Below are 14,125 nucleotides of genomic sequence, written 5' to 3' on the forward strand. Positions count from 1 at the left end.
ATGTTGCGCTGACCGCTTGAATCCGCCATCTCGTTGTCCTCGCGCAGCCGCTTGTTCTCGGCCTTCAGTCGCTTGACCTCGGCAGACTCTTCGCTCGTGATGCCAGGGCGGGTTCCGTCATCGACCTCAGCCTGCGCCAGCCAGCGCCGCACGGACTCCCGCGAGACACCTTCCTGCCGAGCGACCGCGGAGACTGCGGCGGTCAGAGTGGGGTACTCCTGCTGGTGCTCTCGCACGAGCCGCACGCACCTCGCGCGCAGCTGGGGATCGATCTTCTTCGGCATGCTGTCCATCCTTCCGGACTCAAACAGCAGCGGCATCAAACCTGGGCCGATTCAGCAGTACGTAGTCAGGTCAGGGGTCTCGAACGTAGGTTGGAGCATCTGGAGGTCATTCGAGATGGTTCGCGTGAAGAACTTCCACCCTCCGGGAGACGTCGGCCCCTACCTGGCCAGCAACGCCCTCAACCCACTACACTCTGGTCTGAGAAGAGCCGGTTTGTTGACTTTTTGCTATTTCTCAAGCGGTCGTTGACCACAATATTTTATGTGATTTGCCACCGGAGAAGCATTGTAAAGTAGGTAATTCACACAAATGGTAGATGTGTTATACATCTGCTATATCATCGCAAGTCATCCCAACTTCCACTCACTGCGGATTGGATAGAAAACATAAATTTGCATCTCTACTCGCACTTACTTCCAGACGCATTTCGAACGTAGGTAGGATGTGGCACGGCGATCCAGAACAATCGGCTTCGCCTCTATGAAAACCTTGTGCGATGGCGAAACTTGATGATCCCTGATGTAAAGGATTCTCAGTAGTTGGAAACTATGGTTTTCCGGCACGGAGTACATACTTCTCATTGGGTCTGGCCGTCGTGTTGGTGGTGAGGAACCGCATGTTTTTAACCTCAGACGCTTTCCTGGCACTAGTGAATCGCGCTTTCTTACGAAATCATATTTTATCGGTGAATTTTCGTTGTGGATGCAGAGGGAAGATGTTCGCCGATGTGTCCCACGTAGATGCTGCCATCGCTTGTGACCTGATCGTGGTAGTGAATGCGTAGCTTTCTCTCAGCGGTCCAGCTATAGGGTTTGAAGTGTGCCCACATGTAAACCGCGCCGCTTTTGTCTACAGTGGTTGGCACAGGTAGAAGTCTCGCCTTCTTGCAGCGACTATCCTGCTTGGTAGCCCCCGTCTCTCCTCGGGAGTGTTTGTTGGGCGGAACACGATAATTGCCCAATGGGCCAGATTCACAAAACTCATGGATGTCGCTCTCCCAGTTGCCTGCGAGTATTGCTTCTCGATACGAGGCCAGCGTTCCGAAGGCCTCCCATGCTGCACTCAGCGCCGAACCGTCGACGTCCATGCTCGCAAGTTCTCTGAGCCTCTTTGTGTTCGCTGTAATGACAATCTGGTGTTGGAGGAGGTCTTTGCAGGCGACCAGTTGCTCCCAAGTCACCGGGCATTCCCCGAGAGGGTTTTCTGGAGCGTCTTGGTCGGTGAAAGAATATGCAGCCTCAGGATCTGTTTCTGCGACTTTCGACCGAAGATAAGTGATTTCTCGTGTCGCTCGAGAGTACAAGGCCTCAAGCCGACCTAGCTCATGACGCGCGTCGACCTTTTGAATCTCTTCGTTGAGCGCATCGTCTTCCAGACTCTCTATACGCGCCTGGAGGGAATCTGTGGTGTCGAGGAGGGTGTCGATTGCGTTCTGGTCCGGGATGGTCCGAGTAGCGGCATCCACGAGTTCGAGGAGGGAATTTTTGCTTAGGTCGTCGAGCATAAGCGTCTCCCGTACAACCCTAAGTTTATGCTCCGCCATGCTCAGGGCGGTTTGGGAATCAGCAAGTTTTCCTTGCAGTAGGGATATCTCAGATGTGGAATCTTTGTGAGGCGTCGATGGGTCAGTTCTGGGGGGTAGAGGAAGCCTGTCAGGCGAGTCCGATTCGTACGGGTCGACTGTTGAGTGCTTCTCCGTGGCGGGGTCGCGTTGCCTGTTGGCGTGTTGTTCTCGGATGCTATTTAAAGAGGAAATTGCGGGGGCGACGGATTCACGGAGTTTACCGTTGGCTATTCGAGTGAATGCGCGTGACCATTCCTTCGTGGTAGATGGAAGCGGTAACGGTTGTGCGGCAGCGTGCTGGCGAACAAAACTCTCGATCGTCTGCTCGATATCTTTGTCGTTACCGGCCAATGATTGGTGGCCGAGCCAGCGTGCTGTCTTCCCGGTCACCGGGTCGGATATATCGATGCCTGGGGGGTAGGTGCGAAGCGTGCCAGATTGAACGGCACGGTCGCCATGTCGAGATTTGAATTCATCTGCGGCGAGTGGGTCCAGCGAGACAACATGGGCAATGCCGACAGTCTGTTTAGTCCACTTGTTCACGTAGGTGTTCCAGCGATCGAAAGATGCACCGTTTATCGGAGCTGCGATAATAACAGGAAGCCGGCGGTTCGGGGCATCGATCAGGGATTCAATAGAGTCTAGGTCGCTGGCGGATGTGTATGAGGCTTCCGGTCTCAGAGGCGCTACGTCATCGAAATCTACGACTTCGAGAAAAAGGTTCGCAAAAGCAGGCTTTTTCACGATTTTTCGCGAATCATTGCATGTTACCGTAATCTGCAACCATCCACCCCGCGGTGTTTCCACGGCAAGGATTGTCACGATGAAGGTTACTCCATTGTTGGTGTTCCATGCGCGGAGGCGCATGCCGTGGTCGCGGCCAGCGACTCGGTGTAGAGTCTGCGCGCGCTTGGACCGATCAGGACTGGAGACATCGTCGTCGACCGAGAGGTCGAAATCCAGGTCAAGGCGATCGCGCAGCCAGGTCGCCGCCTGATCAATGACGCGATCCATCCAGCCGATAGGCTCTTCGGTTGTCCAAAATGACTGGTAATCCCGGTGTGACAAGCGAGGTAGGAGCGTCTCGGCTGCCGGGGGGCCAGGAGCGATCTGCGGTGCACTAGCCATATCAACTACCTCCATGCATAGTCCTAAACTGGATTGTAATCTAACAGCCATGGTATATGCGAGGTGAAAATGAGTCTAGGCATGATACATTAGCTTGCGGCTCCCGTCGTCGGTGTTAGTTGCTGAACGGTCCCGGCGAGTGGTGTCACATGGGCGCCGGATGAGTGCAGTCGTCGCAGTCCTCGGTTGCACAGCGTAGGTTGAGTTACAGTTCACTCACAAAAGCGCCCTGAGTTTCGTTTCGTGGATTAACAGTTGCTGGTATGGCCGTCGTGGTGTCTGTGTAAGACGGGGTTCGACCTCGGGTGGCAGCGCGGTGATCCAGAGCTTCATGGAGACGTTTTGTTTTCTATTATTTAACCTAATTTAGGGTGGAGATCTCGACCACAGTTATCAAGGGTCGATGCGGAGTCGATGGGTGAGTTTGGCTTTGTAGAGACCATTGAACGTCTCGGATGGGGAGTTGTCGTAGCTGTTAAGACTGTGGCCAGACGCGGGAGATGATCAGTATGTCGGAGTTGGCCAGCGAGACGTATTTGCTGGGTTCAGTCGACCTTTACAACACCGGAGTGTTGTTGTGAGCGTAACTGCTCTTTGAAGATTTCGGCGGGAGTGTGCCAGCCGAGGCTCTTGCCGGGACAGGATGAAGAGCCTGCCCGAGAGTGGCAAGGGCAGTGCCTCGGTGTGGAGGCTGCACCTGGGCGTCCAGCCGGCGATCTGTCAGGTGTAGACGTCCGTGATGAGTGCGGTGTAACAGAACCTAGTCGGGATCAGGGCGTATGTGATTTCCGAGACCCATATATGATTCAGTCTGGCAGCGGTGCAGCCTCGCTAGACGAGATCGGGACGAAGATCGGGTCCAACAGCAGGAGTCGTCGTGGTACTTTTCGGCCGCGGCGTATCCCGCTGGGATCAGCAGCCCTCATCAACCTGGGGCTCTGATTGCGGCCGATGTCTCATCCAGCGCGGCGCATCGCATGATGCGTCTTTCGATACCCGTAGACGCCTAGTTCTCGGCATGGGTCCGTCGTGTCTACCTGATTGGCACTTTGTCACGGATGGTTCGAGCCGAGGCCGGGCGTCCTCTCGTGGCATGGTAGCCACGAGAGGCAATATACCCACGGTCTGTCGCACCGAAGGCGTGAAGATGGGCGCGGCCCCGAGGCGATCGCGGTATCTGTCAATGAAGGCGATCATTTCGTCTTGGGTGGTTGAGTTCTTTGGAAAAACGTTGCCGACGCAGCGTACGCCATGGTTGTCGCGATTCCGGACAATGTCCCCAGGACGATCACCACTGCATCCTTGAGCCTCATCTCCTCCCTCCGCCTCAAGGCCGGGCGTTGTCCCACCTGACCGGAATTCCGAGAACCGAAAGCCTCGTCTTCAGCTTCACGAGGTCATTACGAAAGTCGTCACTGTCCACATTGGGCTGCAGTTTTTTGGACTTGCCGTTTCCCCAGGACTCGAACTGGGCCACGATTTCCTCTCGGCGCGCCGCAGCCATGTCGTCGTCGATTGCCAAGGCTGCGGATAAGAGTTCAGCGTTGCGGATGATCTCGGCAAGGTGCCACTGAAGCTGCGTTGTCCTTGCGTCCTTCACTACCGCTATGTCAAGGCCTTCGATGGCGAGGGTCGCGGCCCCGGTGCGCTCGATGGCCCAGATTAGTCGGTAGCACGCTCGCGTCACATCCTGCTCCGTTGGTTCATGCCCGACGGATGACCCGTAGCGCAGGGTGCCTACGAGATGGCGGGCCTCCTCGACTTCCCCCGATGTCAGATCGCTGAGCATGGCGACGACTGTCCCCCTTGCCTCAGTCGATTGATGGAGGGCCTGCCGGCGTTGGTCGGACTTCCGCCAGCGTCGCTCGAGTAAGAAGCCAGCCCCTGCTACACCTGCAGTGGTGATCACGGACAGGGTGGCGATAACGGTCTCTGGGCTCATTCACACATTGTTGCCCAACCACTTGTCGGAGAACAGCAAGCCGTGTCAGTCGTCTTCGCAGATAGCGCACCGACCTCGGCCCGGTGAGCATGCCGCCCTTGGACTTCTGGGCGAGTTCCTGCGTGGACGAAAATGTGCGGCTCCGGCGTCGTTCGACACGGACGAGAGAGGCCGGTGGCCTCTCGCGTCCGGCAAAGCATGAGAGGCATCGACCCTCAGCACAGAGTTTGTTCTGTGCCGGAACGCGGTCGAGTCCCGCCTCAACATCTCATGGAGTCCCGATAACTCAGAGGCCATCCGGAGCCTGCCGGGTACTCTGGCCGTGGTGGTTTGAACCACTGATGGCACTTCCACGTGAAGACCACGTGAATCATCGCGGAGAGGCCTGAGCAGTTCAGGACATGTCCGGATGGGGTGCGGCGTACGGATGCGCCGACTTCATGCTGCCGATGCCCGGCGTCGGTTGACGAAAGGACATGACATGCAGTCGAAGGACGAGAAAAACCTCACCCAGGCGATCGACAAGATCTCGAAGATGGACGAACCGCGACGATCGGTCGTGCGACGCGTGCACGACGTCATCCTGGCTGCGGCGCCCACCCTGAAGCCGCGGATCTGGTACGGAATGCCCGCTTACGCGGCGTCGGCGAGCACACCGGCACTGGTGACGTTGCGCAACGACGAACGCCTGAACCTCTCGATCACCGAGAAGGCCACCTTCCGGCCCGCTGGTGGCGCGGACGGCGGGCTCATGCCCGCTGCATGGTATTTCGAGACCCTGGACGAGGACACCGAGAGGCGTATCGCCGAGATCATCCGATCAGTGGTCTCCTGAGCACTCCGCGGTCGGGCACTCACTGGTATTCGCATCCGCCGATGCGATGAGCGCTGAGAATTCGCAGCGGAGAACGGCTTGGAGCGAGCCCCACGGATGGGGAAGATGACGGTACAGCGTCCCTGCGGGCAATGTCTCGCAGGGACGCGTCTCTCCATTCAGTGATCGATAGGAGTTGGGTCATGGGCAGTGAGACGATGCGGGCCGCCGCTATTCGAGGGTTCGGGGGTCCCGAGGTGATCGAGGTCCTGGAGGTGCCGAAGCCGACTCCGGGGCCGGGGGAGGTGCTCGTCCGAGTGATCGCTGCCGGTGTCAATCCGCCGGATTGGTATATGAGAGAAGGCATGCCCGGGCTGCCGCGGGAGATGATGGGTGATATCGATTTCCCGTTGATCCTCGGGACGGATGTCTCAGGCGTCGTCGATGCTCTCGGTCCGGAAGTCGATGGGTTCGACGTCGGCGATGAGGTCTTCGGCATGCTTCGGTTCCCCACCACTATGCAGGCCGGGGGCTATGCCGAGTACGTGGCTGCGCCGGTGTCCGATATCGCACGCAAACCTGCGGGAGTGAGCCATCGCGAGGCTGCGGCCGCCGGGATGTCGGCTCTTACCGCGTGGCAGTTCCTCATCGATGTGGGCCACGACCTGGGCTCCCCGTTCCAGGATGCCCCTCACCGGCCGGTTCCGCTCGACGGCGACAGCCGCGTGCTGGTGAACGGCGCGGCAGGCGGTGTCGGTCATATCGCGATGCAGTTGGCTGCGTGGAAGGGAGCGCATGTCACGGCTGTCGCCTCCGGCGGGCACGAGGAGTTCCTCCGAGGACTCGGGACGGACGCATTCATCGACTACACCACGACCGACCCGGCGGAGGCCGTGCGTGGGCTCGATCTGGTGATGGACACGGTCGGTGGATCCCGCAGCGCGTCCTTCTTGCCGACCATCAAGGACGGCGGAGCGCTGTTCTGGGCGTATCTCGCCGAGTTCAGCGACGAGGAGAAGCGACGGTATGACGTGACCACCTCTGCGACGCAGGTGCGGGCCAACGGCGCGCAGCTCGCCCAGATCGCCGAGCTTCTCGATGACGGCACCATCCGCATCCACGTGGACTCGGTCTATTCGCTGCAGGAGGCGCGTCAGGCGCACGAGCGGGCGGCCCAAGGGCACATCCGGGGCAAGCTCGTCCTGGACGTCGCGTGACGGGATGACTCAGGACTGCGCGGAGGCACGGGCGCGGGCTGCATGCGCACGTGCTTTCATGCGGTTGCCGCAGGTCGCCATGGAACACCACTTCGCGGTCCCGGGGCGCGTGCGGTCGAGGAGATAGAGGTTGCACTCCTCGTTCGCGCACGCCTTGAGCCGGCCGGGCATGCGTTCGTTGACCTCCGACCAGGCGTGCGTGACACGGGCGGCGAGCACCAGATCGTCCGGCGCGTCGAGGTCCCACCGGACCCCTTGGGCCGTGACCGTCGGCCTCATGCTCACCTCGTCCATGACCGCCTGCAGCGAGTCGACGGCGCCCTCGCGGCCGTGGACCAGGTCCTGGATCGCGTCCCGCACCGTCCGCAGCTGGAGCAGCTCCTCGTCGCTACCGGTGCCGCCATGCTGGCGCGCCAGAGCCGCGCCCTGGGCGGCGTCGAGATGCTCTGATACCGCTCCCTCGTGCATGGGGGCGGTGTTGAGCACGGCAAGCAGCAGTTCTTCGTCGTCGACCACGTTCGAACCCCTTTCGTCCCTTCATGCTATCGTCGGGCCAACCGGTAAATCACCATTAGAAGGTTAGTCATGGTCGTGGTCCACCACAGGACGGTCGCAGTCGACGGCTGGGAGGTCTTCTATCGAGAAGCAGGGCCGAAGGACGGGCCGGTGATGCTGTTGCTCCACGGATATCCGACCAGCTCGCACATGTTCCGTCACCTCATCCCCGCGCTCGCGGATCGGTACCGCGTGATCGCCCCCGATCACATCGGCTTCGGGCGCTCCTCCGCTCCGTCCGTGGATGAGTTCGAGTACACCTTCGACGCGCTGGCTCGTGTCACGCGCGGGTTCCTTGAGGCCGTCGGAGTGGAGAAGTACACCGTCTACACCCAGGACTACGGCGCCCCCATCGCATGGCGTCTGGCCCTCGGCACCCCGGATGCGGTCGAGGGAGTGATCTCGCAGAACGGCAACGCCTACGAGGAAGGATTCGTGCCCGAGTTCTGGGAGCCCATCTGGGCCTACGGCGAGAACAACTCGCCGGAGAACGAGGCGGCCCTCCGGCCTGCCCTGGAGAGGGAGGCGGTCCAGTGGCAGTACCTCCACGGCGTCCCGGAGCCGTCGAGGGTCGATCCTGATGCCTGGGAACACGACCTCGCGCTTCTCGCCCGGCCGGGCAATGATCGCGTTCAGCTCGCGCTCTTCGCCGACTACCGCACCAACCGCGAGCTCTACCCACAGGTCCATGAGTGGTTGCGCAGCTCGCAGGTGCCGGTCCTCGCCATCTGGGGGCGCAATGACGAGATCTTCGGCCCGGCGGGGGCCGAAGCGTTCCGCAGAGATTCCCCTGATGCCCGGATCGAACTCATCGACGGAGGGCATTTCCTCCTTGAGTCGAACCTCGACGATGTGGTGAGCGCCATCCGAGACTGGAGAGCCTCCTTCTGACTCACGTGCGGCGCGCGACGGTGCACCGCGCCCCAGAGGGGTCGGTCTGGTTGCCGATGAAGATGGTGTTGCGGCCTCGGGTGAATTAGCCTCCCTCGAGGCCTCAACCATGAAGAGCTAGATGAGGTCTTGTCTGCGGCGCGGTGCGCGCTTATATCCGGGGAAGCGAGGAGGGGTGGCATTGGCTGGTGACTTGGCTACTGAACTCCTGCCGATTCTTGGTAGGTCACTAGACCCAGGATTCAACGTGTTCGATGTCATGCATCACGGAACTCATGAGAAGCAACTCTCCAATGTTTTCGGATGGTTGCTTGATATCGGTGGATCCCATGATCTGCACGACCGTTTCCTGCGGATCTTCATCGATGAGGTGAACGTCGCGAGTGCAGATCTCGCCCCGTTCCCGCATGGGAATTACAGGGTGCGGCAAGAGGTGAATACTGCCACGGTGATCGGCAGGGATGACATCGCAGACCTGGTGCTCGAGACCGACTACGCATCGCTCGTCGTCGAGAACTACTTCACGTCGGATGGCCATGGCCATGGTTATGAGCGCTATCTGGAGTTCAGCAGACGTGATGGCAGACGGGGTGCCGTGGTCCTGCTGTGCCGGGAAGAGGACCGATCCCGGCAATCCCATGGATGGGAGAATGCACGGGTCGTGACGTACAGCAGATTGATCGACCGACTGCACGACGTGCTAGATGCCGACGTGCACTATCAACAGACGAACCCGGACTCGTACTCCTTCATCAACCAGATGCATCGGAAGTTCGTGAGCGAAAGAGGGCTTGTGGGAGATCGAGAATTGCTCCGCTTCATGACAGCCATGTGCGATACCGGAGAAGCCGAGAGATATCGGATACGCAGGCAGGACGAGGCGGCAGAGCAGTTTGCCAGTGACCTGGCTGTGCAAGCGCGGGAGCGGTATGTAGAAGGACGTGAGCTTCTGCAGCGGGTCAAGAGCCGCCTTCGGACCTTCGTCGATGGCCCCCTGGTCGATCAGCTCAGGGACACCCTTGGTGACGACTGCATCCGCAAGGTCAGTGCAACCTACGCCGGGATCTACCAGTGGACCATCAACTTCGATATTGCTGGAACCACAGCCGACTCCGGTGGATCTCATATTCAGCTCAAGTTCGGTCCTACGGCATGGTTCGCCAATGAACGGACTCCAGCCTGGAGGAGCACGGTCGATCCAGAAGTCGCAGACTACTCGCATGTCTTCATTACCCATGTCGATGCCTTGATGATCCGTCAGACGACAGTGACTCTCGAGGAAGTGCTCGATGGCCTCGACTCCAGCGACCGACGTCTTCATGACGAGATCATCGGGCTTCTCAACCCGTGCCTCAGGGGGTGAACTCAACAGCGACATCGGCAGACAGCACGCCGTAGGCTCGTCAAAGAAGCGCGGACGGTGATTTCCGTTGAGATCGGAAAACAGGAAGAGGTCGGGACGTGGTGACCATCCCCGAGATCGTCACGTTTGATGACGAGGCCCCTCCGGTTGGAGTATCACCCTGGGTCGTCCCTCCATCGACGAGTCGCATCGACGTGGTAGCCGCGGACCCGTCCTGGCCTTCGGTGTTCGACGCTCTTGCGAACAGCCTGCGATCGCACCTTGCCGGGAGGGCTCTCGACATCATCCACGTCGGCTCAACGTCGGTGCCGGGTCTTGACGCCAAACCGGTGATCGACATCGATCTCATCGTCGCCGATCCCGCCGCCGAGGGGGAGTGGCTGCCCGCTCTCGAGCAGGCCGGCTTCGTGCTCACCGTGCGGGAACCGTGGTGGCACGAGCACCGGATGCTCGAGCACGACAACCCCAGAGCGAACGTTCACGTCTTCGGCCCGAATGCTGCCGAGCCCTGGAAGCACCGCATCTTCCGGGACCATCTGAGGCGCGACGGCCACGATCGGTCCCTGTATGCCGCAGCCAAGAAGACGGCGTCCGAGGAATCGCACGTCCGCGGCGAGACGGTGATGGACTACAACCGGCGTAAGCAGGAAGTGATCCGGGAGATATACGCCAGGGCCTTCGCATCGGCCGGCCTGACCTGATTCGCAGTACAGGCGAGCAAGCCTAAGCACAGCAGATCCAGGCCGAACGGTCAGAGGCGTCACGTGGCAATCCCACGCCGAAAGGCTCGATACCCGTTGCGCCGGGGCCATAATGGCGCATGGGAACTCTCAGTTACACCACGGCTATGTCGGTCGACGGATACGTCGCCGATGCAAGCGGCGATTTCCAGTGGAGCGCCCCGGATGAGGAGGTGTTCCAGTTCCATATCGACCGTATGGCTGCGGTCTCGACCGAGGTCCTGGGGCGCAACACCTACCGGCTCATGAGCTACTGGGAGTCCGAGCCGGAGGACGACCCCTGGGGCCCGCTCGAGCGGGAGTTCGCCAGGCGTTGGCAGAACCTGACGCACATCGTGGCGTCGTCGACGCTGACACAAGAGGATCTCACCTCGGACCGGGTCCGGCTGGTCGCCGATCTCGGGCTGGACGACCTGGAGCGGATCGTGGAGGAAGCCTCCGGTGAGGTCGAGATCTTCGGGCCGACGACGGCGAGTGCGGCGATCCGCGCCGGCATGGTGAAGGACTTCCGGTTCTTCATCGTCCCGAAAGTCGTGGGCGGCGGTTTGCGTGCCCTACCTGACGATGCGGACCTCGACTTGAGCCTCGCCGACCACCGCGTCTTCGGCAACGGCACCGCCTATCTCCACTACCAGGCCCGCTGAGCGGAAGCCCCCGAGGGTCGTAAGCGAGGATCGTCGTATGAGTATCGACATCGAGCAGGCACGAGCCTTCATGACCGCGCACGCACGTGTGCTTGACCGGAGGCGGTTCGAGGCCACCCTCCAGGACAGCGATATCGCCCGGCAGGCGATCGCCGGCGGGCTCGAGGCCTACCGGAACGCCGACGGCGGCTACGGCTGGGGGCTCGAGCCGGACCTCAGGGCTCCCGAGAGCCAGCCGGCTGCGGCTCTGCATGCCTTCGAGGCGCTCGCCGCCGCGGGGCCGCGAACCTCGCCTCACGCCGTCGGGCTCCTGGAGTGGCTTGCGGAGGTCTCGCTCGACGACGGCGGGCTGCCCTTCGCCCTTCCGATGGCGGAGCCGGCCGCCTGTGCGCCGTTCTGGGCCGAGGCCGATCCCACGGAGTCGTCGCTGCAGATCACGGCGGCGGTGGCGGCGCAGGCGCATCGGGCCGCGCGATGGGACGACACGATCCGGTCGCATCCGTGGCTGGACAGAGCGACCGGCTACTGCTTCGAGCAGATACGCCGTATCGAGGAGCCGCCGTTCGCCTACGTGCTGTCGTTCTCGCTCCAGCTCCTCGACATCACGGCCGGAACGGATCCCGAGGCGCAGGAGCTGCTGGAGCACCTCATGCAGTTCGTCCCCAGCGACGGCGCGCTCCCCGTCGTCGGAGGGGCGCCGGGGGAGACCGTCCACGTGTCCTCCGAGCCGGGGCTGCCGCTCTTCGAGCTCCTCGATCCCCGAGCCATCGACGACGGACTGGACCGGCTCGAATCCGCCCAGCTGCCCGACGGCGGGTGGCCGGTTGACTTCACCAGCTACTCCGAAGCCGCGGCTCTGGAATGGCGGGGTTACACGACCGCCAACGCCGTCGCTTCCCTCCTGCTGAACGGCCGCCTGTAGGCGTGAGGCCGTGACAATCCGGGGCGATCGGAGCGGACCAGGGAAGTCGGCACCCGGCGCCCCTCGTGCCGGAGAGCCCGGTGCGAGGGGCGCCGTCGTCAGGTCACTTGCCATGATGGAAAGACTTCCATAGACTTTCCGGTATGGAAAATAACTATGGCGACGCTTCACATGACGAAGCCACCCAGGCGCTGGGCGCGCTGGCCACCGACAGTCAGCGCTTAGCGCAACGGGTCCAGGTCCCGTGGGCGCTGATGGCGGCGTTCGGGATCACCACGTGGCTCGCCGGCGCCGCCTGCCGGTCCGCCGTGGAAAACCTGCGCCGTGGGTGAGGCGCGTTTCGACGAGACCATCCACGCCCCTCTGCGGCTCCGCATCTGCGGGCTCCTGCGGCAGGCCGACGGCCTCGACTTCGCACTGGTGAGGGATTCCCTGGGCGTCTCGGACGCCACCCTGTCCAAGCACGTCAAGACGCTCACCGCCGCGGGTTATGTCTCCTCGAGCAAAGCCGCGGCGGCCGGCCGCGGCGACGCGCGGCGTGTGACCTGGCTGTCCCTGACCAGGGACGGGCGGGCGGCGTTCGACGCTCATGTGCGGGCCCTGCAGGAGATCGCCGGCTCATGACACCGCCAGCTCCCGCAGCCGTAAGAGCCGCTTCTGGGTCTCGGACCCGTTCTCGACCACATTGACCACCAGCTGCTGTTCCGGCGCGCTCGCATAGCGGAACATCTCCCAGTGGAGCACCAGCTCGCCGGCTTCCGGGTGGCGCATCGTCTTGGTCCCGAAGTCCTGACGCGCGACGTTGCGCGCCGCCCACCACCTGCCGAAGTCCCGGTCGGCGATCGTCAGCTCGCCCACCAGGGCGGCCAGCTCGGGATCCGCGGGATTGGCCGCTGCCTCACGGCGCAGGATCGCCACGCAGGAGCGAGCCACCGAGGCCCAGTCGGCGAAGAGCTCCCGCATCCTGGGGTCGGTGAAGATCAGCCGGACGTAGTTGAGCTCGTTCTTGGGCAGCTGACTGAAAGGTGCGTAGACCAGCTCTGCCAGGGCATTCCACGCCAGAACCTCCATGCGGGGCCCCAGCACCATGGCCGGGCTCTCGGTGAACTGGTCAAGCAGAGTCTGCAGCTGGGGGCGCACCCTGAGTTTTTCCCCGCGTGCCCGTGAGGCGGTCACATGCGGCGCCATCTGCACCTGAGCCGCATGGTCGACCAGGCTCAAGACATAGTCGGCCTGGTCCTCGTCCAGCCGCAGCACCCCGATCAGGGACTCCAGGACCGGACCGGAGGGGACCAGCCGGCCCTGCTCGATGCGGGTGTAGTAGTCCGTGCTGATGGCCACCATGTCCGCGACCTCTTCACGTCGCAGCCCGGTGACCCTGCGACGGCCCCCATGGGAGGGGAGATCGAACGTCTCCGGGTCCAGGGCTCCGCGCTGGGTCCGCAGAAAGTCACCCAGCTCGCGCAGGTGGGGCATACGTTCCGCAGTCTTCCTAGGCACGGGCACACGATAACAGCCGGCCTGGAGGCGGCCCGGTGCCCGGAGGTCCGATCGACACGAGGCCCGGCACGTCACTCTCTGCCGCCGACCGAGTCCTTTCGACGTCGAAGCGCACGGATCAGCAGCACCACGAAACCGCCGCCGAACAGCACTGTGCCCACCAGGCTCGCGATGAGTGCCTGGCCGGGCGTATAGCGGAACGCTGTCCCCTCGTAGATCCGCGCTGGGTCGGCGAGCGTGGTGATCAGGAGTGCGAAGGAACCGAGGCCCATGAGAAGGGCGGCCGCCGTCATCAGCAGTGCGAAGAACCTGTCCATCGCCCTGCCTCCGCGGGAACCTCCGCGATGCGTGGTGCTCTCAGCGGCCCACAGGGCGATTCCGACGATGAGACAGGCCGAGAAGAAGAGGGTCGTGACCAGGCCGAAGCCGGTATCGCCGTCGACAAGAAGCCACACGCCAGCCGCCACGAACAGCGCGGAGGCCAGGGTGAGCAGGCGTGCCTCGCGAAGTTGCTTCCGGCCGCCACGCGTCCTCTTCGGCCGGGGCTTCATAACCACCAC

The 14,125-nt window shown here is 62.0% G+C and carries 15 protein-coding genes; 9 read left to right on the forward strand and 6 right to left on the reverse strand.

Annotation, left to right across the window (positions count from 1 at the left end; all coding sequences use genetic code 11):
* The 3 genes from FCK90_RS00005 to FCK90_RS00015 all read right to left on the reverse strand — a co-directional run.
* Positions 1-284: transposase (locus FCK90_RS00005; RefSeq protein ID WP_181954136.1), on the reverse strand; the 284-nt coding region annotated here is incomplete at its 3' end.
* A 680-nt stretch (positions 285-964) separates the two neighbouring features.
* Positions 965-2,992, reverse strand: a complete 2,028-nt coding sequence (locus FCK90_RS00010) for a hypothetical protein (RefSeq protein ID WP_158032268.1) — start codon at positions 2,990-2,992, stop codon at positions 965-967.
* A 1,312-nt stretch (positions 2,993-4,304) separates the two neighbouring features.
* The gene (locus tag FCK90_RS00015; RefSeq protein ID WP_158032269.1) at positions 4,305-4,919 is read right to left on the reverse strand and encodes a hypothetical protein; all 615 of its coding nucleotides are present in this window, start codon (positions 4,917-4,919) and stop codon (positions 4,305-4,307) included.
* Positions 4,920-5,400: 481 nt separating this feature from the next.
* Between FCK90_RS00015 and FCK90_RS00020 the strand changes: the two genes are divergently transcribed.
* Together FCK90_RS00020 and FCK90_RS00025 are read left to right on the forward strand one after the other, a co-directional pair.
* Entirely contained in the window at positions 5,401-5,754 is a 354-nt protein-coding gene (locus tag FCK90_RS00020; protein WP_158032270.1) for a DUF1801 domain-containing protein, read from the forward strand.
* 182 nt (positions 5,755-5,936) lie between these two features.
* The gene (locus tag FCK90_RS00025) at positions 5,937-6,950 is read left to right on the forward strand and encodes an NADP-dependent oxidoreductase (protein ID WP_181954137.1); all 1,014 of its coding nucleotides are present in this window, start codon (positions 5,937-5,939) and stop codon (positions 6,948-6,950) included.
* 9 nt (positions 6,951-6,959) lie between these two features.
* Here the strand turns inward: FCK90_RS00025 and FCK90_RS00030 are convergent, their stop codons facing one another.
* Positions 6,960-7,466, reverse strand: a complete 507-nt coding sequence (locus tag FCK90_RS00030) for a CGNR zinc finger domain-containing protein (RefSeq protein ID WP_158032271.1) — start codon at positions 7,464-7,466, stop codon at positions 6,960-6,962.
* 153 nt (positions 7,467-7,619) lie between these two features.
* Here FCK90_RS00030 and FCK90_RS00035 point away from each other — a divergent pair, with 153 nt between their 5' ends.
* The 7 genes from FCK90_RS00035 (at position 7,620) to FCK90_RS00065 (ending at position 12,689) form a co-directional block, all read left to right on the forward strand.
* Positions 7,620-8,396, forward strand: a complete 777-nt coding sequence (locus tag FCK90_RS00035) for an alpha/beta fold hydrolase (RefSeq protein WP_343029883.1) — start codon at positions 7,620-7,622, stop codon at positions 8,394-8,396.
* A 247-nt stretch (positions 8,397-8,643) separates the two neighbouring features.
* Positions 8,644-9,759 carry a PDDEXK-like family protein gene (locus FCK90_RS00040; protein WP_181954138.1) on the forward strand — a complete coding sequence of 372 codons (1,116 nt, stop codon included), beginning with the start codon at positions 8,644-8,646 and terminating at the stop codon, positions 9,757-9,759.
* A 194-nt stretch (positions 9,760-9,953) separates the two neighbouring features.
* Positions 9,954-10,460, forward strand: a complete 507-nt coding sequence (locus tag FCK90_RS00045; RefSeq protein WP_246179850.1) for a GrpB family protein — start codon at positions 9,954-9,956, stop codon at positions 10,458-10,460.
* A gap of 119 nt (positions 10,461-10,579) precedes the next feature.
* The gene (locus FCK90_RS00050; protein WP_158032275.1) at positions 10,580-11,143 is read left to right on the forward strand and encodes a dihydrofolate reductase family protein; all 564 of its coding nucleotides are present in this window, start codon (positions 10,580-10,582) and stop codon (positions 11,141-11,143) included.
* 37 nt (positions 11,144-11,180) lie between these two features.
* Complete coding sequence (locus FCK90_RS00055) at positions 11,181-12,065, forward strand: prenyltransferase/squalene oxidase repeat-containing protein (protein WP_158032276.1); 885 nt, start codon at positions 11,181-11,183, stop codon at positions 12,063-12,065.
* A 143-nt stretch (positions 12,066-12,208) separates the two neighbouring features.
* Positions 12,209-12,397: a hypothetical protein gene (locus tag FCK90_RS00060; RefSeq protein WP_158032277.1), complete on the forward strand. Its 189-nt coding sequence runs from the start codon at positions 12,209-12,211 to the stop codon at positions 12,395-12,397.
* Complete coding sequence (locus FCK90_RS00065) at positions 12,390-12,689, forward strand: transcriptional regulator (protein ID WP_158032278.1); 300 nt, start codon at positions 12,390-12,392, stop codon at positions 12,687-12,689. The genes FCK90_RS00060 and FCK90_RS00065 overlap by 8 nt, the downstream gene beginning before the upstream one ends.
* Here the strand turns inward: FCK90_RS00065 and FCK90_RS00070 are convergent.
* Positions 12,684-13,565 (reverse strand): helix-turn-helix domain-containing protein, encoded by an 882-nt coding sequence (locus tag FCK90_RS00070; protein ID WP_246179851.1) that lies wholly within the window; start codon positions 13,563-13,565, stop codon positions 12,684-12,686. The two genes, FCK90_RS00065 and FCK90_RS00070, sit on opposite strands and share 6 nt — an antisense overlap.
* 71 nt (positions 13,566-13,636) lie before the next feature.
* Positions 13,637-14,116: a hypothetical protein gene (locus tag FCK90_RS00075; protein ID WP_158032279.1), complete on the reverse strand. Its 480-nt coding sequence runs from the start codon at positions 14,114-14,116 to the stop codon at positions 13,637-13,639.
* Between the last annotated feature and the right edge of the window lie 9 nt (positions 14,117-14,125).

It is taken from the genome of Kocuria coralli (assembly GCF_008831305.1).
In the GTDB taxonomy this organism is placed as follows: domain Bacteria; phylum Actinomycetota; class Actinomycetes; order Actinomycetales; family Micrococcaceae; genus Kocuria; species Kocuria coralli.